Raw genomic sequence first — 24,140 nt, 5'->3', positions numbered from 1 at the left:
AAGCGCACAGGTTTGTTATGATCCCGCTCCTTCGTAATGGTCTTTCCGAGTAGTCCACATGTCCGATCGCAGTGTCCGCCTTCAAGCTCTCAAGCAAGCCCTCAAAGAGCGCATCCTGATACTCGACGGCGGTATGGGCACGATGATCCAGAGCTACAAGCTCGAAGAGCAGGATTATCGCGGCAAACGCTTTGCGGACTGGCCGAGTGACGTCAAAGGCAACAACGACCTCTTGGTGATCACCCGTCCGGACGTGATCGGTGGCATCGAAAAAGCTTACCTGGATGCCGGCGCCGACATTCTGGAAACCAACACCTTCAACGCCACGCGCATTTCCATGGCCGACTACGGCATGGAGGAACTGGCTTACGAACTCAACGTAGAAGGCGCGCGCCTGGCACGCAAGATCGCCGATGCCAAGACCGCCGAGAACCCGGACAAGCCGCGTTTCGTCGCCGGCGTGCTCGGTCCGACCAGCCGAACCTGCTCGCTGTCGCCTGACGTCAACAACCCCGGCTACCGCAACGTCACCTTTGATGAGCTGGTGGAGAACTACACCGAAGCCACCAAAGGTCTGATCGAGGGCGGCGCTGACCTGATCCTGATCGAAACCATTTTCGACACCCTCAACGCCAAAGCGGCGATCTTCGCCGTGCAAGGCGTGTTCGAAGAGCTGCACATCGAACTGCCGATCATGATTTCCGGGACCATCACCGACGCCTCCGGCCGCACCCTGTCGGGCCAGACCACCGAAGCGTTCTGGAACTCCGTGGCCCACGCCAAGCCGATTTCAGTCGGCTTGAACTGCGCACTCGGCGCCAGTGAATTGCGTCCGTACCTCGAAGATCTGTCGAACAAGGCCAGCACCCACGTTTCTGCGCACCCGAACGCCGGCCTGCCGAACGAATTCGGCGAGTACGACGAACTGCCGTCGCAAACCGCCAAGGTCATCGAAGAGTTCGCTCAAAGCGGCTTCCTCAATATTGTCGGCGGTTGCTGCGGCACCACGCCGGGGCACATCGAAGCCATCGCCAAAGCCGTGGCCGGTTATGCGCCGCGACAGATTCCGGATATTCCCAAGGCATGCCGCCTGTCGGGTCTGGAGCCGTTTACCATCGATCGCAGCTCGTTGTTCGTCAACGTCGGCGAGCGCACCAACATCACCGGCTCCGCCAAATTCGCCCGTCTGATCCGTGAAGACAACTACACCGAAGCGCTGGAAGTCGCCCTGCAGCAGGTCGAGGCCGGCGCGCAGGTGATCGACATCAACATGGACGAAGGGATGCTCGATTCGAAGAAGGCCATGGTGACCTTCCTCAATCTGATTGCCGGCGAGCCGGACATCTCCCGCGTACCGATCATGATCGACTCCTCGAAATGGGAAGTGATCGAAGCCGGCCTCAAGTGCATTCAGGGCAAGGGCATCGTCAACTCGATCAGCATGAAGGAAGGCGTCGAGCAGTTCATCCATCACGCCAAGCTGTGCAAGCGCTACGGCGCCGCCGTGGTGGTGATGGCCTTCGACGAAGCGGGTCAGGCCGACACCGAAGCGCGCAAGAAAGAGATCTGCAAACGCTCCTACGACATTCTGGTCAACGAAGTCGGCTTCCCGCCGGAAGACATCATTTTTGACCCGAACATCTTCGCCGTGGCCACCGGCATCGAAGAACACAACAACTACGCTGTGGACTTCATCAATGCCTGCGCCTACATCCGCGACGAACTGCCGTATGCGCTGACCTCCGGCGGCGTGTCCAACGTGTCGTTCTCGTTCCGTGGCAACAACCCGGTGCGTGAAGCGATTCACTCGGTGTTTCTGCTGTATGCGATCCGCAACGGCCTGACCATGGGCATCGTCAACGCCGGGCAGCTGGAAATCTATGACCAGATCCCTGTGGAGCTGCGCGACGCCGTCGAAGACGTGGTGCTCAACCGCACCCCGAACGGCACCGACGCCCTGCTCGCCATCGCCGACAAGTACAAGGGCGACGGCAGCGTCAAGGAAGCCGAGACCGAGGAGTGGCGCAACTGGGACGTCAACAAGCGCCTGGAGCATGCGCTGGTCAAGGGCATCACCACCCACATCGTCGAAGACACCGAAGAGTCGCGCCAGTCGTTCACCCGTCCGATCGAGGTGATCGAAGGTCCGCTGATGTCGGGTATGAACATCGTCGGCGACCTGTTCGGCGCCGGCAAAATGTTCCTGCCACAAGTGGTGAAATCCGCCCGCGTGATGAAACAGGCCGTAGCGCACCTGATCCCGTTCATCGAACTGGAAAAAGGTGACAAGCCGGAGGCCAAGGGCAAGATCCTCATGGCCACCGTAAAGGGTGACGTGCACGACATCGGCAAGAACATCGTCGGCGTGGTGCTCGGTTGCAACGGCTATGACATCGTCGACCTCGGCGTGATGGTGCCGGCGGAGAAGATCCTGCAAGTGGCCAAAGAGCAGAAATGCGACATCATCGGCCTGTCCGGCCTGATCACGCCGTCGCTGGATGAAATGGTGCACGTGGCGCGCGAGATGCAGCGTCAGGATTTCCATTTGCCGCTGATGATCGGTGGTGCGACCACTTCCAAGGCGCACACCGCCGTGAAGATCGAGCCGAAGTACAGCAACGACGCGGTGGTCTACGTGACCGACGCCTCCCGCGCCGTGGGCGTGGCGACGCAGTTGCTGTCGAAAGAATTGAAAGCCGGGTTTGTCGAAAGAACCCGTGCCGAATACGTCGAAGTGCGCGAGCGCACCGCCAACCGCAGCGCCCGTACCGAGCGCCTGAGCTACGCCGCCGCCATCGCCAAGAAGCCGCAGTTCGACTGGGCGACTTACGAGCCGGTCAAACCGACGTTCACCGGCAGCAAGGTGCTGGATAACATTGATCTCAAGGTGTTGGCCGAATACATCGACTGGACGCCGTTCTTCATTTCCTGGGATCTGGCCGGCAAGTTCCCGCGCATCCTCGAAGACGAAGTGGTCGGTGAAGCCGCCACCTCTCTGTTCAAGGACGCGCAAGAGATGCTCGCCAAGCTGATCGACGAGAAACTGATCAGTGCCCGCGCCGTGTTCGGTTTCTGGCCGGCCAATCAGGTGCATGACGACGATATCGAGCTGTACGGTGACGACGGCAAGCCATTGGCCAAGCTGCATCACCTGCGCCAGCAGATTATCAAGACCGACGGCAAGCCGAACTTCTCGCTGGCCGACTTTGTTGCGCCAAAAGACAGCGAAGTGACCGACTATGTCGGCGGTTTCATCACCACCGCCGGCATTGGCGCCGAAGAAGTGGCCAAGGCCTATCAGGACGCCGGCGACGATTACAACTCGATCATGGTCAAGGCTCTGGCCGACCGTTTGGCCGAAGCTTGCGCCGAGTGGCTGCACCAGCAGGTGCGTAAAGAGCACTGGGGTTATGCCAAGGACGAAACCCTCGACAACGAAGCGCTGATCAAAGAGCAATACAGCGGCATCCGCCCTGCTCCAGGCTACCCGGCCTGCCCGGATCACACCGAAAAAGCCGCGTTGTTTGCCCTGCTCGATCCCGAGGCACAGGAAATGCGCGCCGGACGCAGCGGTGTGTTCCTCACCGAACACTACGCGATGTTCCCGGCCGCAGCGGTCAGCGGCTGGTATTTCGCTCATCCGCAGGCGCAGTACTTTGCCGTGGGCAAGGTCGACAAGGATCAGGTGGCGAGTTACACCTCGCGCAAAGGTCAGGAGTTGAGTGTGACCGAGCGGTGGTTGGCGCCGAACCTGGGTTACGACAACTAAAAAGATCGCAGCCTTCGGCAGCTCCTGCAGGGTGAACTCATTCCAATGCAGGAGCTGCCGGAGGCTGCGATCTTTTTTTCAGGGGTTGGCTATGCTTGTCTGACACACACGGCAGACGAGGGATTTATGGACGATCCAGTCGACAACAAACCGCCGAGCTTCGGGCAGATGCTGCACAGCGTGATGGCGGCGGCGTTCGGGGTGCAGAGCGGAAAGAATCGGGCAAGGGACTTCACCCATGGCAAGCCCAGCCATTTCGTGATGTTGGGCATTCTGTTCACTGCGGTGTTTGCCTTGACGCTATTTGCCATCGTCAAACTGGTGGTGCATTTCGCCGGTGTCTGACGCGCTTCAGTGCATCAGGGTCTGCAAGCTGAACGGGTAGCGGTACGAGGCCGGACGCCCCTTGGCCGAGAGCTTGCGGAAATTCACGCCGTAATCCGGCGAGGCGCCCATGGCCAGCATTCGCCGGGCGTGGGCCTTGTCGATCAGTTGCATCAATGGCAACTGACGATCGCGACCGCCGTACTGCTCCAGATCGACGCCCTGCTCATGATCATGCAGCTCTACCAGCGCCCAGCCACCCAAGGTGAAGTGCCCGCCCAGCAACGCGCTCAAGCGGCCGTCGACCAGCGCCTGCAATGCTGCGGGTGAGGAATTGACCGCGCTGAATAACGCATCTTTGCCTGGGTTCTTGCCAGTCTCGGAAAACGCCCGCATCGCACCAAACGCCATTTCATCATTGGCCGACCACACCAGTGACACGTTCGGGTAGCGGGCGAACAACTGTTTCGCCTGTTCATAGGCGCGTTGCTGCGTCCAGCCGCTGTAGACCAATTGGCGCAAGCGCACCTGCGGATGCTCGGCCAACGCGCGCTGCATACCGCGCTCCCGCAACTGCGCAGACGGGGTGATCTTCAACCCGGAAAACGCGAGCAGTTCGATAGGCTCATTCCGAGCCACGGGCGGGTGCAGACGAATCAATTCCTTCATCATCAAATACCCGCCCTCCTCGTCGTTCGGCACCAGACTGCCGACCCGGTCGCTGCGTTCGCCCACCAAAGCCTGCTGATCAGACGTCAGGGCGGCATTGACCATGAACAGCTTCACCCCGCTGTTGTCGGCCAGACGCAGAATCTGCGGCGCGACATACTGTTCGTTGACGAATATCAGGTAATCGGGACGATTCGGCCCCTGCAACGCAACGCGGGCCTGAGCCAGCGTCAGTTCGGGCTGGCGCTGTGAATAGAGGATTTGTAGATCGATGCCCAGGTCCCGAGCGGCCGCCTGCATGAATTGCGAATAGCTGACCCAGAAGGCTTCCTGGGTCGAGCCCGGATTGAGGAACAGCACCGACTCCCCCCGTGCGCAGGTTGTGAAAAACGCGCCGAACAGCAGAAGACTGAGGTGAAGAAACTTGCACATGAAGCATCCGGGCCCGAGGAAAAATGGCCGCGCATTATAGCCATTCAATCACCGGCTATTGACGCCTGATCCCGTTTTTTGTCCGACAATCGTCGGAGCTGGGCCCGGACGGGTCGTTTACTGATGACTGACCCAGAATACCGCCGTCCCTACTACCAGAATGATCAGGAACAGAATTGCCCAGGCATCAACGCTGCTATCGCTTTTCCTTGCTTTGGTCGGATTGCTCATTGCATCGCCTCTTATCGGTTTTATCGGTGATTGCAGAAAGACTCGTCCACAGTTAAGACGATGATTGTCCGCACGACAAATGTGGATTAGCTAATAACCGTTCTCGTTAGGCGATTTGGTTCTTTACATATACTCAAACATCACTTTTGCGCATAACTGCAAACGGGTATATTGCCCCGGCTCCGTTAGTGAGTGCGCGGCCGTGCGCGCAGAATTGCAGAGGCAAAATCGGACTCCAGCAAGCGAAAACGCAGCGTTTTCCGAGTAGCCCAAGCCTGAGAACAGGACTTATATGTACGTATACGACGAGTACGATCAGCGGATCATCGAGGACCGCGTCAAGCAGTTCCGTGATCAGACCCGACGCTATCTGGCAGGTGAGCTGAGCGAAGAAGAGTTCCGCCCCCTGCGCCTGCAAAATGGCCTGTACATCCAGCGTTTTGCGCCGATGTTGCGTGTGGCAGTGCCTTACGGCCAGCTGACTTCGCGTCAGACCCGCATGATGGCCAAGATTGCCCGTGACTACGACAAGGGCTACGCCCACATCAGTACGCGGCAGAACGTGCAGTTCAACTGGCCGGCGGTGGAAGACATCCCGGACATCCTCGCTGAACTGGCCACCGTGCAGATGCACGCGATCCAGACCAGCGGCAACTGCCTGCGCAACGTCACTACTGACCAGTTCGCCGGTGTCGCCGCCGACGAGGTGATCGACCCACGCCCATGGTGCGAAATCGTCCGTCAGTGGACCACGTTCCACCCGGAATTCGCTTACCTGCCGCGTAAATTCAAGATCGCCGTCAACGGTTCGACCGCTGACCGTGCAGCCATCGAAGTCCACGACATCGGCCTTGAGCCGGTGCACAACGAAACCGGCGAGCTGGGGTTCCGCGTGCTGGTGGGCGGCGGCCTCGGTCGTACCCCGGTAGTCGGCGCGTTCATCAATGAGTTCCTGCCGTGGCAGGACCTGTTGAGCTACCTCGACGCGATCCTGCGGGTCTACAACCGCTACGGCCGTCGCGACAACAAATACAAGGCGCGGATCAAGATCCTCGTCAAGGCACTGACGCCTGAAGTGTTCGCACAAAAAGTCGACGCGGAAATGGAACACCTGCGCGGTGGCCAGACCACATTGACCGAAGCCGAACTGGATCGCGTCGCCAAGCACTTCGTCGATCCGGACTACAAGGTGCTGGAAAACCAGACGACCCAGTTGGCCGATCTCGATAAAGAACATCCAGGCTTCGCTCGCTGGCGCACCCGCAATACCCTGGCGCACAAGAAGCCGGGTTATGTGGCCGTGACCCTGTCGCTGAAACCGACTGGCGTCGCGCCAGGCGACATCACCGACAAGCAGCTTGACGCCGTCGCCGATCTGGCCGACCGCTACAGCTTCGGTCAACTGCGCACCTCCCATGAGCAGAACATCATTCTCGCTGACGTCGAGCAGAGCCAGTTGTTCACCCTGTGGGGCGAGCTGCGTGAAGGCGGTTTTGCCACGCCGAACATCGGTCTGCTGACCGACATCATCTGCTGCCCGGGCGGTGATTTCTGCTCGCTGGCCAATGCCAAGTCGATCCCGATTGCCGAATCGATCCAGCGTCGTTTCGACGACCTGGACTATCTGTTCGACATCGGCGAACTGGACCTGAACATCTCCGGCTGCATGAACGCCTGTGGTCACCACCACGTCGGCCACATCGGCATCCTCGGGGTGGACAAGAAAGGCGAAGAGTTCTACCAGGTGTCCCTCGGCGGTAGCGCCAGCCGCGACGCCAGCCTGGGCAAGATCCTCGGCCCGTCCTTCGCTCAGGAAGCCATGCCTGACGTCATCTCGAAGCTGATCGACGTGTACGTGGAACAACGTACCGAAGACGAGCGCTTCATCGACACCTATCAGCGTATTGGCATCGACCTCTTCAAGGAACGCGTCTATGCAGCGAATCATTAAGAACAACGAAGTCGTCGACGAAACCTGGCATCTGCTGCCGAAGGATTTCAACATCGACGAGATCAGCAACTGTGACGATCTGATCGTGCCATTGCAGTTGTGGCGCGAACATAGCCGTATGCTCAAGGCCCGCGACGGCGGCCTGGGCGTATGGCTGGACGCCGATGAAGAGGCCGAGGAGATTGGTGACGACGTCGCCGATTTCCAGGTGATCGCGCTGAACTTCCCGGCGTTTACCGACGGCCGCAACTACTCCAACGCGCGTCTGCTGCGTGACCGTTACGGTTTCAAAGGTGAACTGCGGGCGATTGGCGATGTGCTGCGCGACCAACTGTTCTACATGCATCGCTGCGGTTTCGACGCCTTCGCTGTACGTCCGGACAAAGATCCCTATGAAGCCCTCGAAGGTCTCAAGGACTTCTCGGTGACCTATCAGGCCGCCACTGACGAACCGCTGCCGCTGTTCCGTCGCCGTTGATTGTGAATCCTTGAGCCCGCGTCGGCGGGCTCAAGGCCTCCCCCGTCATATTGATCAGTTCTCAACGATTGGAAACGGTCTGCCCAAAGCCACCCAATCCCGGAATACCTTTGCCCGGTTTTCCAAAACCGTAAAAATCGCCATGGGGTTGTCGGCCTCATCCGTAGCCGCTTCGACGTCTTGAATCAGTCGTTGCCACAGCTCGGGCGACAGGTCTGTCTCGTTTAACAGCCTCCAGACTCGGGATTGCAGTTCCGTGTAGGTGACCAGGAACTCCGGGGTCAGGCTTACACCTTCCAGCGTGCGCAAGAAACGCGGGCCTTCGGGTTTGGCGGCGAGTCGCTGCCAGATCGCCAATCGGGCATTGCTCAGTTGCTGCTCCGTATCGTGCAGCCAGACACTTGCCTCACCGTAATGGGCTCCCGGTGCGTCTAACCACAGATTGAAACCGGTATTGCGCCGGTGACTGACAAGGCGCAGCAGCGTGTCTCTGTCCTTCAGGGGATTACCCCACAACTGCACCCGATTTCGTGCGACGGCCTGCGCCACGACCGCCGGCGGTACGCGGGCAATACGGTTATCACGCAGATCCAGCGACGTCAGATAGGGCTCCTCGCGAATTCCGACCGGGCACGTGCGGATACCGGTATTGCGCAGATTGACTTCACGCAGGTTGTCCATCCCCAGCAACACCGGCGGAACTTCCAGTGGGTTATCGCTCAAATCCAGAGTGTGCAGATTGACCAGATCACGCAACTGCGCCGCAGTGCTCTCCTTGAACGTCAACTGTGTGGCCCGCAGGTCGAGCTTTGTCAGTTGGCTCAGGCGTGGAATCGCCGAGGGTAATGCGCTGCGCAGCTCTCCGACTGTATCGGTCAACCGCAGATCGACGCTTTCCAGGCTCAAGGTACGCAGACTGGGGAAACACTCGATAAAACCGTTCAGGCTCTCGCGTTCCACCAGATTGAAACCGCGCATGGACAACTCGATCACCTCATCAAATCGGCCATTGATCTGAGGCAAACGATGAAAGTCCTCAAACTCCAGATCCAGTTTGTACCCCAAAAGTACTTCACCTTCATAAAGATGATTGGCCTGAGGCGGACGCTTTTGCCAGATTGCAATCAACTCATCAGTCAATTCCCGCCGACACCCCCGCTCATACTCCAGAGCATGTTGAAGCAGCGCGACTTTGTACTGCTCGATTTGCCCGGCTGTCATCTGCGCAGCGTCCTCATCGCCAGCGAGCATGAAATCGATATCCATGTCCTCGACATCCTGCAGGCTTTGATCAATCCAACCGTTCAGATCCGTGAGCAACAACTGGAATTGGTCGTTGAGCTCGTCGAGTCGCAGTTGAGCGTTTTCACCTGCCTGCAGTAGCCATGCATTGACCTGCTCGTTACCGAGATCGGGATAAATGTCCCTGACCTGCAACCTCATCACTTCGTGACTCAGCCGTGCAGCTTGCGGCGTATCCGGGAAACCGCCTCCTCTCAATCCCTGCATTTCGAAAGGTAGTCCTGCCTGCATTCTGCCAAGCCCCAGCGCGAACTCCGCACGTGACAATGGGCTTTCACGCAGTTTGAGCTTGAGCCCGATAGCCGGGTTGAGCGACGGCAATCGCATTGCCGTGCGTTCATCTGCGGTCAACAACTCAGTCACAGCTGCGAATATGTCCGTGTGGCCATTGGATCGACCGGTTGCATCGAACGACTGATAACGTTTGCCGGTTTTGATCAAGCGACGGCAATTGGCGGCATCAAGCGCTCCAGTGCGATCCAGCACCCGGCCCACCTGAGAACTGTCGCGAATTTCGATTCGCAGGTCTTTCGGCCATCCGGGCAGGTTTTTCAGGGAATGCAGTACCAGCGAGTCGGCGTCAGCCTGGCTGACCGAGTGCAGAAAAAGGCTTTCGTAAGCCCGGATTACCCGCACGTGCTGCTGATATTGACGTGCCTTGTTGTCCAGATTATTGAATAGCGCTTTGGCGAGGGTAGTATCCGGTGTTGTCGCAAGATCGGCTCCGTAGCGGTCAAGCATTTGCTCCACCGCCCCTTTCGGCACGCCGGGATACTGCTGCTGAAACAAACGAACCCATGAGTTTTCAGAGTTCTGAAGTGCCTGATAGCGGTCGTCGAACCACGCCGTTCGCCGGGTTTGCAATGCCTCATACAGATCACTGTCCTGCGGTAAGGATTGCGCATCGAACTGTATTGTCTCCAGGGTCTGCGTCACTTCCTGGTCGATCCTGAACCGACTGATGATGTCGGTCAGCATCGGGTCAGGCTGACGGCCGGTACGAATCATCCGCAGCACGTCATCACTTACGGAACTGAATTTACCGATCTGCAGTAGTACCTCATCGCTGAAAATATCCACCGGGGTGCCGATACCTCGCAGCAGGCTCAAGCGCGTCGGCGGCTCGACGGGGGCTGGTAGCGTCACAGCGACGGGTGGTTTGTCTTCGGAGATCGGCGTTTTTTCGTCTTCCACCTTTGCGACTTCGCCGAGCACCGCGACCTCACTGCCCTCACCTTTCAACGTGGCGACGCCTGCGGCCAACGGCAAGGCATTGAGCAAGCCGAATACCGTTCGCGTCACGCCGGCAGAGCGATCACTAGAGGTTTTGCCTTCGATGGCCTGATCCAGACCGTAACCTGCGTCGATCAGACCCGCCAGTGCCAGCACCCCTTCACCGCCAGGAATGAACAATGCCAGCGGTCCGAAGCGATTGATCCATTGCACCAGCGGCTCGACGAAAGCGCTCAGGTTGTCACGGTTGACCTGCGCATCGTCACGGATGCCGGAGACACTGTCTGCGGCGACCAGCTTCATGACAGCCACCAATTGCGCAAAGGGATCGACGGTCGCAGGCGCGTTCTGAAAATCGATGTAGTCGTCAGGGTCCCAGTAACCGTCGTTGTTGAAAAAGCCGGCTTCCTTCGTCAGTCGATGCATCGCAGGATAGATCGCCATGCCTTCAAGGGCGGTCAGTACGCCAGCATGAAAGCTGCCATCCTGTTGATCATCCTTTAGAAAATGCGCAGCGAGTGCCCGTTTGGTTGAGTCGGCTTTACCCTGAGTGATGATCCATCTACGCAAAGCCTGTACATCGGCGAACTCATGCAACGGCGAAGAATTGCCGGGAATGTAAAGCAACCGGCGGGCATCCGAGCGCTTGCGGAAACACCAGATGTCCGTGGATGTATAGCGATACAGTTTCAATCGGCTCGCGTCGAACACCGATGACATTCTGGTCGGTGCTTGCAGCTGCTTGAGCGTCAACGCTTCCCAGGTTTGCGTGACGGGCAATGCGGCTGCTTGCAGGGCAAGTTCAAAGCCCTTTCGCGAAAGGCTGCCCTCCTGATATTGCAGCCGGGCGGCCATCACAAAGGCTGCCTTGACCGAGGTTCTAAGTGCATAGGGCGCAGCATCGGAGATGACGGCGTCCGATGGCCAGGACTGCTCAAGATAAGTTTGGTAGAGATCAGGCAGCATCAGCTCCCAGACCCATTTCTTGAATTCGGCGGGCCGCAACGTGAGCTGGGTTCCCGGACCATAGGTTTGCGGCACCGTTGCGCGATAAATGCCTTCATACGTGTCGTGATTGCCACTGCCGACTTCGGCGAATTCGTCCACCTTGTTGACAATACGCACGGTCGGCCCGACATCCGGCGGCGTGTAGAACCCGAACGCAGTTTCACCAAAGCGCCCATCGCCGACGGTTTGATAGTTGCCAAGCAAGGCGTCGACCAACGTTCGGGAGCTCTTGACTTGCCCTTGGTGAACGCCTTTCTTTGCGGGATGCCCGCGGTAGTTGTAGTCAAGCGTAACCAGCAACGTACTGTGTGGATCAGTCACCACAGCCCATTTTTCCATGATCAGCTTTGCGCCAAACTGCGCCGGGGTTTGTGGCAGGGCGATGGCTACTGCGGCCTGAAGTTCGTCCGGCATCGTGATTGCCGGCTTGAGTAGCGCGTTCGGGATCGAGTCAGTCATGTGCATTCCTTTGCAACAGATTGAGAAGCCCAAGACTACTCAGTCCTGATTCAGGCGTCAGTCGGACGGATCGACAGGTCGCCTAGGACATTTCGCCAAGTACATGGAAAACACGTGTCTGGAGACGAAAAAAAACCGCGGTAGTCCGCGGTTTTTTTGTTTGCTGGTGCCGAAGGTGCGGCTTACCAGAAGCGTTGCTGGGTCAGTCGACTCCACCAGCTCAACAGCACGCGATCGACCGAACCGCTGGCCGCCATGCCAATGCGTTCCTGCAGGCTTTTGCGCTCGGCGTAATGCAGGTGATAGACCTCGGCCTGCTTGGCTTTTTGCGCGAGGTATTCATCGCTGGTCTTGAGCTCATCGACCAATTGCTTGTCCAGCGCCGCGACGCCGAGCCAGACTTCGCCGGTCGCCACGTCATCGATAGCCAGTTGCGGGCGGTAGCGGGCAACGAAGTTCTTGAACAGTTGATGGGTAATGTCGAGGTCTTCCTGGAATTTCTCGCGGCCTTTCTCGGTGTTTTCGCCAAATACCGTCAGAGTGCGTTTGTATTCACCGGCGGTCAGCACTTCGAAATCGATGTCGTGTTTTTTCAGCAAGCGGTTGACGTTGGGCAATTGCGCGACCACGCCAATCGAGCCGAGAATCGCGAACGGCGCGCTGATAATCTTTTCGCCGATGCACGCCATCATGTAGCCGCCGCTCGCCGCGACCTTGTCGATGCACACGGTCAGCGGCACGCCGGCTTCGCGGATTCGCGCCAGTTGCGACGAAGCCAGTCCATAGCTGTGCACCATGCCACCGCCGCTTTCCAGACGCAGGACGACTTCGTCCTTTGGTGTGGCGAGGGTCAGCAGCGCAGTGATCTCATGACGCAGACTCTCGGTGGCCGAGGCTTTGATGTCGCCGTCGAAATCCAGCACAAACACCCGTGGTTTAACCTCAGGCTTTTTCTTCTGTTTCTTCTCGCTTTTTTCGGTCTTGGCCTCGCTCTTGCGCAAGGCTTTGAGCTGATCCTTGTCGAGCAGGGTTTGCTCCAGGCGCTCACGCAGGCCTTTATAGAAATCATTGAGCTTGCTGACCTGCAACTGGCCCGCCGACTTGCGCCGACCCTTGCTGCGCAATGCGGCAAAACTGGCGAGCACCACCAGAATGGCGATCACCAGAGTGACGGTCTTGGCCAGGAAGCTGGCGTATTCGGACAAAAACTCCACAGAGACTCCTTAAAACGATGCGTGGATGTAACACACACGCGGGATGGCTCCAGCATACCCATGCGCTGGCTCCTCGGCCAGCCGTGAAACCTCTGGCAACACGCCTGTAACGGGCATTTCAAACAAGCGTATGTTTTTTCATTGACAGCTCTCCATCATCCTCATAACCTCGCCAAACCTTCAACGTACCGGGATGACGCGGACGTGGGCAGCATCTACTTGATTCGACATGGCCAGGCCTCCTTTGGTGCAGACGACTATGACGTCCTGTCGCCGACCGGTGTGCGCCAGGCAGAAATCCTCGGTCAACACCTCGCCGAACTGGGGATCAGCTTCGATCGCTGCCTCTGCGGTGACCTGCGCCGCCAGCAGCACACGGCTACCAGTGCGCTGGAGCAATTCACCGCAAAAGGCCTGTCGGTGCCAACCCTGGAAACCGATTCCGCGTTCAACGAATTCGATGCCGACGCGGTGATCCGCGCCCTGCTCCCGGCGATGCTCCCGGACGAGCCGGAAGCCCTCGACATCCTGCGCAACGCCGCGCAAAACCGCACTGAATTCCAGCGCATTTTCGCCCTGATCATCGAGCGCTGGCTGGCTGGCACTTACGACACCCCGGGGCTGGAAAGCTGGCTGGGTTTTGTCGCAAGAGTCCAGGCCGGATTGCACCGAATTCTCGAACAAGCAGAGAAAAACCAGAAAATCGCCGTGTTCACGTCCGGTGGCACCATCACTGCCCTGCTCCACCTCATTACGCAAATGCCTGCGAAACAGGCCTTTGAACTGAACTGGCAAATCGTCAACACCTCGCTCAACCAGTTGAAATTCCGCGGTCGCGAGGTGGCGTTGGCCTCCTTCAACAGTCATGCCCATCTGCAACTGTTGAAGGCCCCGGAACTCATCACTTTTCGCTGAGTCCGGATTACTGTGACCCTTGCTGTAATCAACCAGCTCTTATTACCCAAGAAAGGATCGAACCATGACCTCCGTAGCTGATGCCGTACAAGCAATGAAAGCCAAGTTCAACCCAGCCGCTGCTGCCGGTCTGGATCTGGTCTTCGGTTTCCGCATCGACGAGACCAAAAACTTCTCGCTGATCGTCAAAGACAGCACCTGCGAGCTGAAAGAAGGCGAGAACCCGGACGCCCAGGTCACTCTGGTCATGGACGGCGAAACCCTGGAAGGCATCGTCGACGGTTCGACCGACGGCATGCAAGCGTTCATGGGCGGCAAACTGCGCGCTGAAGGCGACATGATGCTGGCCATGAAACTGTCCGAGCTGTTCCCTTCGTAAGACTGCAGTTCAGCTTCAAACAAATCCCGCCCTTGTGGCGGGATTTTGCGTTTGAGCGCCAGGGAAATTGGCTGACACAACGTTGATCTCGATCACTGGTGTGCGAGCGGTCACTGATTAATCTTCCGGCTCCATCGAAGGCCAGGGAAGGCTCACCGGGAGCCTGCGGCTGATCCCATTCAAGGAAGAACTTTCATGCGACCACTCAACATCATTCTGCTGTCGTCGGCGTTTAACGGCCTGACCCAACGTGCCTGGCTGGACCTGCGTGAAGCTGGGCATTCGCCCAGTGTCGTGGTGTTTACCGACGAGGCCTCAGTGTGCGAGCAGATTGAACACAGCGGCGCCGATCTGGTGATCTGCCCTTTTCTCAAAGACCGCGTACCGCAAGCACTGTGGAGCAACACCGAACGTCCGGTGGTGATCATTCATCCCGGAATCATCGGCGATCGTGGCGCCAGTGCGCTGGACTGGGCGATCACCAACGAGCTGACACGCTGGGGCGTGACGGCGCTGCAAGCGGTCGAGGAAATGGACGCCGGGCCGGTCTGGGCTACTTGCGAATTCAATCTGCCGCCCGGATTGCGCAAATCCGAGTTGTACAACGGTCGGGTCAGTGATGCGGCCATTCGCTGTATTCGCGAAGTGGTGGAAAAATTCGTTGAAGGCTTCGTGCCAGTGGTGCTGGACTACACCGACCCGACAGTACGCGGGCGTTTGCAGCCGAACATGAAGCAGGTTGATCGCAGCTTCAGCTGGCACGATTGCGCACGCTTCATCAAACGCAGCATAGACGCGGCGGACGGCCAGCCCGGCGTGCTGGCAAGCCTGGCCGGCGGGCAGTATTACCTGTACGACGCGCACCTGGACTCGCGCACTGGCATGCCCGGCGAAATTCTCGCGATGCATGACGATGCGGTGCTGGTCGCGGCTGGTGATCAGAGTGTGTGGATCGGCTCGCTGCGGCGCAAACCGCAGCCCGGCGAAGAGACCTTCAAGCAACCGGCGCGGCACGTGCTGGCCGGGCAATTGGTCGATGTGCCGACGCTGGACTGGTCGATTGCCAGTCAGCCGTTCAGCGACGAGGCGTATCAGCCGATTCGCTACCGCGAGTCCGGGCATGTCGGCGAGCTGACCTTCGAGTTCTACAACGGCGCCATGAGCACCGAGCAATGCCGGCGCATGGTTGAAGCGTTGCGCTGGGCCAAGTCCCGCGACACTCAGGTGTTGCTGATCAAGGGTGGGCGCGGGAGCTTTTCCAACGGTGTGCATTTGAATGTGATTCAGGCCGCGCAGGATCCGGGCGCTGAAGCCTGGGCGAATATTCAGGCGATCGATGACGTCTGTGAAGAGCTGCTCAGTGCGCGGCAACTGGTGGTCAGCGGGGTGGCGGGCAGCGCCGGCGCCGGTGGTGTGATGCTCGCTCTGGCTGCCGATATCGTGTTTGCCCGGGCCGATATCGTGCTCAATCCGCATTACAAAAGCATGGGCCTGTATGGCTCGGAATACTGGACGTACAGCCTGCCCCGCGCCGTCGGCCCGGCAATGGCTGAGCAGTTGGCTCAAGCGTGTCTGCCGGTGAGTGCCAGCCAGGCGCTGCAACTGGGCATGGTTCAGGAAATCGGACCGCGTTGCCCTGATGATTTTTCGTTGTGGTTACTGCAACGGGCCAACAGCGTTTTGAGCGATCCGACTTACGCCGCTGTGCGTGAACGCAAGTCACGGATTGATCAAGTGCTGATCCAGCAATGCCGCGAAAGCGAGTTGCAGGAAATGCAGGAAGACATGCTTTACAACCGCAACGGGTTTGCCGAGAAATGCCGCAATTTTGTCTACAAGCGCAAGGCGTGTGGCACCCCGGCGCGGCTGGTGGAGGATTGGGCGCGGGTGCGGGAGGCTGAGTTGATCGGCTGATCTTCAGCGTCCATCACGGCCCATCACTGGCAAGCCAGACTCCCACAGGCTTCAATGGTGCTCACAATTTTGTGTGAGATGACGAAACCTGTGGGAGCTGGCTTGCCAGCGATGAACGATGACGCGGTACGGAGGCTGCACTTACAATGCTCGCCACCTCAAACACCGGCCCGCCCATGGACATCGACCTCGCCCGCACCTTCCTCGAAATCGTCCGCCACGGCAGTCTCGCCGCTGCTGCGCAGAAGTTGTTCGTCACGCAAACGGCGATCACCGCCCGGGTGCAAAAGCTCGAAAGTCAGTTGGGCAGTACCTTGTTTGTGCGCAATCGCGCCGGGGCGAAATTGACGCCCAATGGCGAAGCGTTCGTGGTCTACGCCAATCAACTGGTGCAGACCTGGGAAGCCGCCCGCCGCGATTTACCGCTGCCCGAGGGTTATCACAACGTGCTGCACATCGGCGGTGAAGTCAGCCTGTGCAACCCGTTGATGCTCAGTTGGGCGGCCCAATTGCGCGAGAAAATCCCCGGCCATGCCCTGCGCATGGAAATCCGCGATGGCGAAAACCTGCTGCGCCAACTCGAACTCGGTGTGCTCGACGCCGCATTGGTCTATCAACCGGAATACTGGCCGGGATTGCAGGTCGAGCAGGTGCTGGAAGAAAAACTGATTCTGGTGCGTGCGCCGGATCGGCCCGATCCGTACGTTTACATCGACTGGGGGCCGGACTTCCGCCGCCAGCATGATGCCGCTCTGCCGGAAAAAGCCAAAGCCGCACTGAGTTTCAATCTCGGCCCGCTGGCCCTGCAATACATCCTCGAAAATGGCGGCAGCGGCTACTTCCGTACGCGCGTAGTGCGCACCTATCTGGAAAGCGGCGCACTGGAACCGGTGACCAAAGCCCCTGAATTCGGCTATCCGACCTATCTGGTGTACTCGCGCGATCGCGACTCGGCGACGCTGCAGCAAGCCTTCAACCTGCTGCGCGAAGTGATCCGCACCGATGACGACTGGTCACAACGCTGGAACCCGTTGAGCTGACGCTACCGATTTGCCGCGCAGCATGGCGCATGTGGCCTCAAGGTCTGGGCTGCACAAACGGCGGGATCGGCTAATCTGCCGGGTATAACAACAATACCCACAGGTGAACGCAGTGAGGCAGACCACCGAGGCATTTCGCAGCCGCTATCGCGCGGCGATCCATCCGTTTTACAACCCGTGGCTGCACGGCGTCTTCGTGCTGCTGTTCGGTGTGTTGGCCATCGGTGCGTTCTGGAGCACCGTGCAACAGGTCGGTTGGCTGGAATGGCTGACCGTGCCGCTGACGCTGTTGTTGTTCAACTTTGGCGTGTACATGGTCCATCGCCACCTCGGCCACCATAAAAAAGCTTTCGCAAAAATGTTCTACGCTCGGCATGCGGGCGACCATCACAGCTTCTTCACCCCCGGCCACATGACTTACGACAGCGCCCGGGATTGGCGAGTGATTCTGTTCCCGGCGTGGTTGATCGTGATTCACACGCTGGTCATCACTCTGCCGTTGTGGTGGCTTTTCGCGCAGGTCAACGCCAATGTTGCCGGGTTGTTTGGCGGCTGCATGGTCCTGGGTTATCTGGCCTACGAGGTGTTTCACGCCGCTGAACACCTGCCGCCAGACAACCCGCTGACGCGCCTGCCGTGGATTCGCCAGATGCGGCGTTTGCACGAACTGCATCACCGTCGCGAGCGCATGCAGGAGCGCAATTTCAATATCGTCCTGCCACTGATGGACTACCTGTTCGGCACCCTGTACTGGGAGCCGGAAACCTCTCCTTCGAGCTATTCGAGAATGCCCATGACCCGCATGCAGCACACGATCGATATCGCCGGCGACCCGATTGCCGTGCTCGCCTATGCCGCCAGTGTCAGCCACTGGCCCGAGTGGCACCCGTCTTCATTAAAGATCGACGGCGCGCAAGGCCCGTTGCACGCCGGGTCACGGTTTGAAGAAGATATTCATGCCGGCGGACGTGCCGGTCACCTCAGTTGGGAAGTCACCGAGTACCTGCCCGGCCGACGCTGGTGCGCGCGAGCGCAAGGCGATCACGGTTTGTCGTTGCTGTTGACCTACGAGTGCTCGGCTGAAGGCAACGGCACACGGTTTGTGCGCACGCTTGATTATCGCTTCGACGGTTTGGGCATGCGCATTGCCAATCAGTTATTGCTCAAACGCCGCATCGAGCGGGAGTCGGCGGCATCGATGCTCGCGTTGCGCGATAGAGCGGCACAGCATCTGGCGTCCGTGAGGGCCAGCGCATGAGGTGGCGGCGGTTTTTATTGCTGCTGATTGTTGTCGTCATCGCGTATCTGCTGCTGATGCCCACCCGGGTGGAACCGGTCGCGTGGAAACCGGCGTCGGCGCCCTCCCTCAGTGAAGGCGTCTATGCCGACAACCAGCGTCTCAAAGCGACCGAACAGGTGGGGCCGAGTGATATCGAAGGCCCGGAAGCGCTGCTGCTGGAGAGTGATTTCCTGATCACCGGGCTGCATGACGGGCGCCTGATCCGCACCAGTCTCGACGGCAAGACGCGCAAAGTTCTGGCTGATACCGGCGGTAGACCGTTGGGGCTGGCGCGGCATCCCAACGGGTTGCTGGTGATCGCCGACGGGGTCAAAGGCTTGCTCTCGCTGGATGCTCAAGGCCAGTTGATTCCCTTGACCACCGCTGCCAACGACCTTGAATTTGGTTTCACCGACGACGTGGCGATCGACAAGTCCGGGCATTACGCCTATTTCAGCGATGCCTCCAGTCGTTGGGGTTATGGCCATGACGGCGAGGCAATCATCGAGCACGGCGGCGACGGCCGTCTGCTGCGCTATGACTTCCAGACTGGCAAAACCAGCGTACTGCTGGACAAACTGGAGTTCGCCAACGGTGTAACCCTCGGCCCGGATGACGCCTACGTGCTGGTCAACGAGACCGGCGCCTACCGCATCAGTCGCTTCTGGCTGACCGGGCCGAAGGCTGGCACCCACGACGTGTTCATCGACAATTTGCCGGGGCTGCCGGACAACCTGGCGTTCAATGGCAGCAACCGCTTTTGGGTGGCCCTCTATGCACCGCGCAATGCGTTACTGGATGGCACCGCCGGATATCCGTTCGTACGCAAGATGATCGTGCGGGCGTTGACCGTACTCCCCAAACCGGTGGAAAAGCGCGGATTTGTGTTGGGGCTGGATCTTGAGGGCAAGGTGATTGCCAATTTGCAGGATGCCAGCAGCGGCAATTATTCGCCGATCACCACGGTGCGCGAGTATGGGGACTGGTTGTATTTCGGATCGCTCAAGGCGACGCATATGGCGCGGTTGCCACTGACTGAAGCCCTGAAGTAAGCCTGCTGAATTTGCGCTGGATTGACGGAAGCCATCGCTAGCAAGCCAGCTCCCACAGGAATATTTGTCGTTCGCAGATATTGCGGACGACCTAATAAATGTGGGAGCGAGCTTGCTCGCGATGGCGGTCTGTCAATTTGAGGATTTATCGAACTTGTCGGGGTCTTCATCCTCCGGCAGTTCTTCAACCGGCTCTTCAGGGAATGCGGTGGTGTGCGCCGGGCTATTAGGCTCGGGATGGGTCGGAACCGGGTCGAATGCGCCCTGCTCTTCACTGGGGAATTTGGGATCGTTCATAAGGCACCTCGCAAAGAGTCGATGATGGAAGACTCTGAACATTCGAGGTGCCGGGCGTGGCCGTCGTTCCAGTCAATCTGCAACCGTAGGTCGGCAGGTTAATCAGGGGTCAGGCTTTCGCCTGTAACTGCTGGACGATCTTGTCTTTGACCTGCAAGCGCTTCTCTTTGAGTTTCTTCAGTGCGTCGTCACTGGGGGCATCCGACTGGGCGGTTTCGGCCTTGACCACTTCGGCATCAGCTTCGGCATACTTGTTGATCAATGAATCCAGTAACGGATCGTTGGAGCGTTTGTGCTGGATCTCTTCCTTTGCAATCTTCAAGTCCTGTAACAGGTCATGGGGAACCGGCATGGAACACCTCCATCAGTTGATCGGGTGGCCAACGCGACCGATTGCGCTGGCCAGTTACCAGAATGGCCTCGGTTGAGCCGTTCTGTCGACCACCTGTCAGACCAGCGGTGGCCGTTCGTCGCCCTGTCGCAAATGCGATAAAACCTTTGTCCGTCGCCCTGCCTCCACTGCATAACGCTCACAACAAACTGCGTGGAGATACACAAATGGACGGATTCAAGCTGCGTCATCTGGTACTGGCTGTCGCTTTGAGCACTGGCATGAGCAGCGCCTTCGCTGCCACCGACAACAACTTCGTCGATAACGCCGCTGCCGGTGGCATTGCTGAAATCGAAACCAGCCGCCTCGCCCTGGAAAAAAGCCAATCGGCCGACATCAAGGCATTCGCCACTATGATGATCACCGATCACGGCAACGCCAATGATGAACTGGCGACGATTGCCAAGGCCCATGACATCGAGGTGCCGGACACCACCACGCTGGTCAAGCAGGCCAAAGAGAAAATCCTCGACATGCGCGACGAGTCCTTCGACGCGGCCTACGCCAACAATCAGGTGAAGGCTCACGAAGATACCATCGAGTTGTTCAAGAAGCAGGCCAACACCGTGACGGATGACAAGGTCAAAGGCGCGACTGAGCTGAAAGCGTTCGCCCAGAAAATGCTGCCGGCGCTGGAAAAACATCTGGCAGCGGCGAAGGAACTGCAAGCCAAGCATCCGAGCAAATAAATGATCGGCTGCAAATAACGAGGCCGCATCCAATGGATGCGGCCTCGTTATTTGCGACCCTGATTAACCCCCATCCGTGTCTATATCTGCATCCGTCTCCTCACCCGGTTTCGCACGATCCGGCTCAGGCTTGAAACCCGGGCTGAACTCGTTGTCGTTGTCGGTGTGCTGGTTCTTCTGATCCACCGCCGGATCAGCACTTTGCGCCTGCTCCGTATCACCCTGGCGTTGTGCAGGTTGCGTCGGTGCCGGTTGCCCCGGCACTTGCGGATCGATGGCCGGATCATTGCGATTGATCGGCTGCCCCGACTGATTTTGCTGTTGCTCGCTCATAAGCACCTCGTTGTTCAAAGCCAGCGCGACTGAAACCAGTCGGGCCTTGAAAGTTCGAAGCCGGCGCCGCGCCAACGTTCAAAACATCGCACTCGCCAGCCGTGCCCATCGACGCGCCGCGATTATCGGGTCAAGGCCCGGGCCAGAAACGGCGCTGTCCGGCTCTTTTTACTCGCAGCGACTTTCTGCGGTGTACCCGCCACAACAATCTTGCCGCCCTGATCCCCCGCCCCCGGGCCGATGTCGATCACCCAGTCACTCTGGGCGACCACGCGCATTTCATGCTCGACCACGATCACCGTGTGCCCCGCTGTCACCAGCGTATCGAGCTGTTCCAGTAATCGATCGACATCCCGTGGATGCAGGCCGGTGGTCGGTTCATCCAGCACATACAAGGTCGCGCCGCGCTGGTTGCGCTGCAGTTCGGTGGCCAGTTTGATCCGCTGCGCCTCGCCGCCGGACAGTTCCGTGGCCGGTTGCCCCAGCCGCAGATAACCGAGGCCGATATCACGCAGCACCTCCAGCGAACGACGAATACCCGGCTGTCCGGCAAACACCGTCACCGCTTCATCGACCGTCAATTGCAGCACTTGGACAATGCTCAAGCCTTCCCAGAGAATCGCCAGGGTCTGCGGGTTGTAACGCGCGCCATGACAGGTCGGGCACGGCGCATACACGCTGGGCATAAACAACAACTCGACGCTGACAAAACCCTCTCCTTCGCACGTCGGGCAACGGCCCTTGGCGACGTTGAAGGAAAACTGCCCGGCGTCATAACCGGCCGCCTGCGCCTGGGGCGTCGCGGCGAACAGCTTGCGCACGTTGTCGAACAGACCGGTGTAGGTCGCCAGATTGGAGCGTGGCGTGCGGCCGATGGGCTTTTGATCGACCTGCACCAGGCGCTTGATCGACTCCAGCCCGGCGACGACCTGACCGCTGCTGACCTGCGGCGCGTCATCCTCAAGGCTGAGTTCTTCAGGTTCGGCATCAACGCTCGGCCGCCCCAGTTGCGCGCCGACCAATTCCAGCAAGGCCTGACTGACCAGACTCGACTTGCCGGAACCGGACACGCCGGTCACCGAGGTGAAGCAACCCAAAGGAAATTCGGCGCTGAGATGACTCAGGTTATTGCGGCTGATGCCATCGAGTTTCAGCCAGCCCGATGGCTTGCGCGCCGCTCGTGTCGGACGCTGCTGCTCAGCGAACAGATAAGCGCGGGTCTGCGATTGCTCGATGTCGGCCAGACCCGCTGGCGGGCCGCTGTACAGTACCTGCCCACCCTTCTCGCCCGCCGCCGGGCCAACGTCGATCAACCAGTCGGCGCGGCGCATGGTTTCCAGATCATGCTCGACCACAAACAGCGTGTTGCCGTCGGCCTTCAAACGCTGCAAGGCTTCGAACAGCGCCTCGCCATCAGCGGGATGCAGCCCGGCGGACGGTTCGTCGAGCACGTAGATCACGCCAAACAACTGCGAACCCAATTGTGTGGCCAGGCGCAAACGCTGCAATTCACCGGACGATAAGGTCGGCGTGCTGCGCTCCAGCGCCAGATAACCCAGCCCCAGATCGGTCAGCGTACTGACCCGCTCCAGCAGGTCTTCGGCAATGCGCTGCGCCGCCAGCCGCTTTTCCAGCGACAGGTTCGGCGTGTGGCGCACATCCGGCGCGCCGGCATGGCCGCTCGCACCGTGGACGACGCGTTGCTGGCGTGCTTCGCGGGTCTGCGCATGGCTCAAGGTTTCGCCGCTTTCTTCGGCGTGTTCCAGGTAACTGGCCGCCGCCACCGGTTTCAATACTTCGGCGACTTGCAGCAACGGCATCTGCGACAGTTCACCGATGTCGTAGCCGGCAAACGTCACTGACAACGCTTCGCGCTTCAGGCGTTTGCCATCGCACAGCGGACAAGGGCTGCCGAGCATGAACCGCGAAACGCGCTTCTTCATCAGCGCACTTTGCGAGTGGGTGAACGTGTGCAGGATGTAGCGACGGGCACCGGTGAACGTGCCCTGATAACTCGGTTCCATTTTGCGCTTGAGGGCGACGCGGGTTTCTTCTGGCGTCAGCCCGGCATACACCGGCACGGTCGGGGTTTCTTCGGTAAAGAGAATCCAGTCGCGTTGCTTTTTCGGCAGCTTGCGCCACGGGATATCGACATCGATGCCCATGGTCACGAGGATGTCGCGCAGGTTCTGCCCCTGCCAAGCCAACGGCCAGGAAGCGACCGCCCGTTGGCGGATGGTCAGGTCTGGATCAGGCACCATCAGTGCTTCGGTGACTTCATACACCCGGCCCAGCCCATGACACTCCGGACAGGCGCCCTGCGGGGTGTTCGGTGAAAAGTCCTCGGCGTACAACATCGCCTGACCCGGCGGATAACTGCCGGCGCGGGAATAAAGCATGCGGATCAGACTCGACAACGTGGTCACGCTGCCCACCGACGAGCGTGTGCTCGGCGTACCGCGCTGCTGTTGCAGGGCCACGGCGGGCGGCAAGCCTTCAATAGAATAGACATCCGGCACACCCACCTGATCGATCAGCCGTCGCGCGTACGGCGCAACTGACTCGAAATAGCGGCGCTGCGCTTCGGCATACAAGGTGGAAAACGCCAGCGACGACTTGCCCGAACCGGACACGCCGGTGAACACCACCAGCGCATCGCGGGGGATGTCGACGTCGACGTTCTTCAGATTGTGCTCACGGGCGCCACGCACCCGAACCATACCGGCGGGTGCTTTGGAGGTGCGTTTGGAAGTCATCAGCCTGCCTTGGTGAGGGAGTTTT

18 protein-coding genes are annotated in these 24,140 nt (G+C 59.2%); 11 read left to right on the top strand and 7 right to left on the bottom strand.

Translation table 11 applies throughout. From position 1 onward, the window contains the following. Nucleotides 1-58: 58 nt before the first annotated feature. Both metH and IAI51_RS18665 read left to right on the top strand, forming a co-directional pair. A complete protein-coding gene (metH, locus tag IAI51_RS18670) occupies nt 59-3,769 on the top strand; it encodes a methionine synthase (RefSeq protein WP_187679817.1) in 3,711 nt (1,236 codons plus the stop codon). A gap of 126 nt (nt 3,770-3,895) precedes the next feature. After that, a complete protein-coding gene (locus IAI51_RS18665) occupies nt 3,896-4,114 on the top strand; it encodes a DUF2970 domain-containing protein (RefSeq protein ID WP_187679816.1) in 219 nt (72 codons plus the stop codon). Nucleotides 4,115-4,120: 6 nt separating this feature from the next. Here the strand turns inward: IAI51_RS18665 and IAI51_RS18660 are convergent, their stop codons facing one another. Continuing rightward, a complete protein-coding gene (locus IAI51_RS18660) occupies nt 4,121-5,194 on the bottom strand; it encodes an ABC transporter substrate-binding protein (protein ID WP_187679815.1) in 1,074 nt (357 codons plus the stop codon). Nucleotides 5,195-5,717: 523 nt separating this feature from the next. On the opposite strand from IAI51_RS18660, the gene IAI51_RS18655 reads away from it, so the two are divergent. Together IAI51_RS18655 and IAI51_RS18650 are read left to right on the top strand one after the other, a co-directional pair. Further along, nucleotides 5,718-7,376, top strand: coding sequence for a nitrite/sulfite reductase (locus IAI51_RS18655; protein WP_187679814.1), 1,659 nt, complete (start codon nt 5,718-5,720; stop codon nt 7,374-7,376). After that, nucleotides 7,360-7,854 (top strand): DUF934 domain-containing protein, encoded by a 495-nt coding sequence (locus IAI51_RS18650; protein ID WP_187679813.1) that lies wholly within the window; start codon nt 7,360-7,362, stop codon nt 7,852-7,854. Before IAI51_RS18655 ends, IAI51_RS18650 begins: the two co-directional genes overlap by 17 nt. Before the next feature lie 54 nt (nt 7,855-7,908). Here the strand turns inward: IAI51_RS18650 and IAI51_RS18645 are convergent, their stop codons facing one another. Then, entirely contained in the window at nt 7,909-11,856 is a 3,948-nt protein-coding gene (locus IAI51_RS18645; RefSeq protein WP_187679812.1) for a leucine-rich repeat domain-containing protein, read from the bottom strand. 182 nt (nt 11,857-12,038) lie between these two features. Next, on the bottom strand, nt 12,039-13,070 hold the full coding sequence (sohB, locus tag IAI51_RS18640; RefSeq protein WP_187679811.1) for a protease SohB: 1,032 nt from the start codon (nt 13,068-13,070) through the stop codon (nt 12,039-12,041). Nucleotides 13,071-13,274: 204 nt separating this feature from the next. Here sohB and IAI51_RS18635 point away from each other — a divergent pair, with 204 nt between their 5' ends. The 6 genes from IAI51_RS18635 (at nt 13,275) to IAI51_RS18610 (ending at nt 19,649) form a co-directional block, all read left to right on the top strand. Next, nucleotides 13,275-13,985: a histidine phosphatase family protein gene (locus tag IAI51_RS18635; RefSeq protein WP_187679810.1), complete on the top strand. Its 711-nt coding sequence runs from the start codon at nt 13,275-13,277 to the stop codon at nt 13,983-13,985. 64 nt (nt 13,986-14,049) lie between these two features. Next, the gene (locus IAI51_RS18630; RefSeq protein ID WP_047598615.1) at nt 14,050-14,364 is read left to right on the top strand and encodes an SCP2 sterol-binding domain-containing protein; all 315 of its coding nucleotides are present in this window, start codon (nt 14,050-14,052) and stop codon (nt 14,362-14,364) included. Between the two features lie 195 nt (nt 14,365-14,559). Next, nucleotides 14,560-16,278, top strand: coding sequence for an enoyl-CoA hydratase-related protein (locus IAI51_RS18625; protein WP_187679809.1), 1,719 nt, complete (start codon nt 14,560-14,562; stop codon nt 16,276-16,278). A 176-nt stretch (nt 16,279-16,454) separates the two neighbouring features. After that, nucleotides 16,455-17,318, top strand: a complete 864-nt coding sequence (locus IAI51_RS18620) for a LysR family transcriptional regulator (RefSeq protein WP_187679828.1) — start codon at nt 16,455-16,457, stop codon at nt 17,316-17,318. A 112-nt stretch (nt 17,319-17,430) separates the two neighbouring features. Then, nucleotides 17,431-18,576 carry a sterol desaturase/SRPBCC family protein gene (locus tag IAI51_RS18615; RefSeq protein WP_187679808.1) on the top strand — a complete coding sequence of 382 codons (1,146 nt, stop codon included), beginning with the start codon at nt 17,431-17,433 and terminating at the stop codon, nt 18,574-18,576. Continuing rightward, nucleotides 18,573-19,649 carry an SMP-30/gluconolactonase/LRE family protein gene (locus IAI51_RS18610; protein ID WP_187679807.1) on the top strand — a complete coding sequence of 359 codons (1,077 nt, stop codon included), beginning with the start codon at nt 18,573-18,575 and terminating at the stop codon, nt 19,647-19,649. The genes IAI51_RS18615 and IAI51_RS18610 overlap by 4 nt, the downstream gene beginning before the upstream one ends. Nucleotides 19,650-19,781: 132 nt before the next feature. Here IAI51_RS18610 and IAI51_RS18605 read toward each other — a convergent pair whose 3' ends face one another. Both IAI51_RS18605 and IAI51_RS18600 read right to left on the bottom strand, forming a co-directional pair. Further along, nucleotides 19,782-19,946, bottom strand: coding sequence for a hypothetical protein (locus IAI51_RS18605; RefSeq protein WP_187679806.1), 165 nt, complete (start codon nt 19,944-19,946; stop codon nt 19,782-19,784). 109 nt (nt 19,947-20,055) lie between these two features. Next, nucleotides 20,056-20,298: a DUF465 domain-containing protein gene (locus IAI51_RS18600; protein WP_187679805.1), complete on the bottom strand. Its 243-nt coding sequence runs from the start codon at nt 20,296-20,298 to the stop codon at nt 20,056-20,058. A gap of 206 nt (nt 20,299-20,504) precedes the next feature. Here IAI51_RS18600 and IAI51_RS18595 point away from each other — a divergent pair, with 206 nt between their 5' ends. Next, on the top strand, nt 20,505-21,026 hold the full coding sequence (locus tag IAI51_RS18595) for a DUF4142 domain-containing protein (protein WP_187679804.1): 522 nt from the start codon (nt 20,505-20,507) through the stop codon (nt 21,024-21,026). Nucleotides 21,027-21,089: 63 nt separating this feature from the next. Here the strand turns inward: IAI51_RS18595 and IAI51_RS18590 are convergent, their stop codons facing one another. Beyond that, nucleotides 21,090-21,359 (bottom strand): hypothetical protein, encoded by a 270-nt coding sequence (locus tag IAI51_RS18590; RefSeq protein ID WP_187679803.1) that lies wholly within the window; start codon nt 21,357-21,359, stop codon nt 21,090-21,092. Between the two features lie 122 nt (nt 21,360-21,481). After that, nucleotides 21,482-24,115 carry an excinuclease ABC subunit UvrA gene (locus IAI51_RS18585; protein ID WP_187679802.1) on the bottom strand — a complete coding sequence of 878 codons (2,634 nt, stop codon included), beginning with the start codon at nt 24,113-24,115 and terminating at the stop codon, nt 21,482-21,484. Nucleotides 24,116-24,140 lie beyond the last annotated feature (25 nt).

Source organism: Pseudomonas sp. N40(2020), from assembly GCF_014472415.1.
Lineage (GTDB): Bacteria > Pseudomonadota > Gammaproteobacteria > Pseudomonadales > Pseudomonadaceae > Aquipseudomonas.
Note: the sequence above shows the minus strand (reverse complement) of the source record. Positions and strands in the feature narration are given on the sequence as shown.

Excerpts from the sequence above, each read along its gene's own strand:
- IAI51_RS18660 (WP_187679815.1), bottom strand. The coding sequence starts at position 5,194 with ATGTGCAAGTTTCTTCACCTCAGTCTTCTGCTGTTCGGCGCGTTTTTC.
- IAI51_RS18650 (WP_187679813.1), top strand. The coding sequence starts at position 7,360 with ATGCAGCGAATCATTAAGAACAACGAAGTCGTCGACGAAACCTGGCAT.
- metH (WP_187679817.1), top strand. The coding sequence starts at position 59 with ATGTCCGATCGCAGTGTCCGCCTTCAAGCTCTCAAGCAAGCCCTCAAA.
- IAI51_RS18665 (WP_187679816.1), top strand. The coding sequence starts at position 3,896 with ATGGACGATCCAGTCGACAACAAACCGCCGAGCTTCGGGCAGATGCTG.
- IAI51_RS18620 (WP_187679828.1), top strand. The coding sequence starts at position 16,455 with ATGGACATCGACCTCGCCCGCACCTTCCTCGAAATCGTCCGCCACGGC.
- IAI51_RS18595 (WP_187679804.1), top strand. The coding sequence starts at position 20,505 with ATGGACGGATTCAAGCTGCGTCATCTGGTACTGGCTGTCGCTTTGAGC.
- IAI51_RS18630 (WP_047598615.1), top strand. The coding sequence starts at position 14,050 with ATGACCTCCGTAGCTGATGCCGTACAAGCAATGAAAGCCAAGTTCAAC.
- IAI51_RS18625 (WP_187679809.1), top strand. The coding sequence starts at position 14,560 with ATGCGACCACTCAACATCATTCTGCTGTCGTCGGCGTTTAACGGCCTG.
- IAI51_RS18645 (WP_187679812.1), bottom strand. The coding sequence starts at position 11,856 with ATGACTGACTCGATCCCGAACGCGCTACTCAAGCCGGCAATCACGATG.
- IAI51_RS18655 (WP_187679814.1), top strand. The coding sequence starts at position 5,718 with ATGTACGTATACGACGAGTACGATCAGCGGATCATCGAGGACCGCGTC.
- IAI51_RS18600 (WP_187679805.1), bottom strand. The coding sequence starts at position 20,298 with ATGCCGGTTCCCCATGACCTGTTACAGGACTTGAAGATTGCAAAGGAA.
- IAI51_RS18585 (WP_187679802.1), bottom strand. The coding sequence starts at position 24,115 with ATGACTTCCAAACGCACCTCCAAAGCACCCGCCGGTATGGTTCGGGTG.
- IAI51_RS18605 (WP_187679806.1), bottom strand. The coding sequence starts at position 19,946 with ATGAACGATCCCAAATTCCCCAGTGAAGAGCAGGGCGCATTCGACCCG.
- IAI51_RS18610 (WP_187679807.1), top strand. The coding sequence starts at position 18,573 with ATGAGGTGGCGGCGGTTTTTATTGCTGCTGATTGTTGTCGTCATCGCG.
- IAI51_RS18590 (WP_187679803.1), bottom strand. The coding sequence starts at position 21,359 with ATGAGCGAGCAACAGCAAAATCAGTCGGGGCAGCCGATCAATCGCAAT.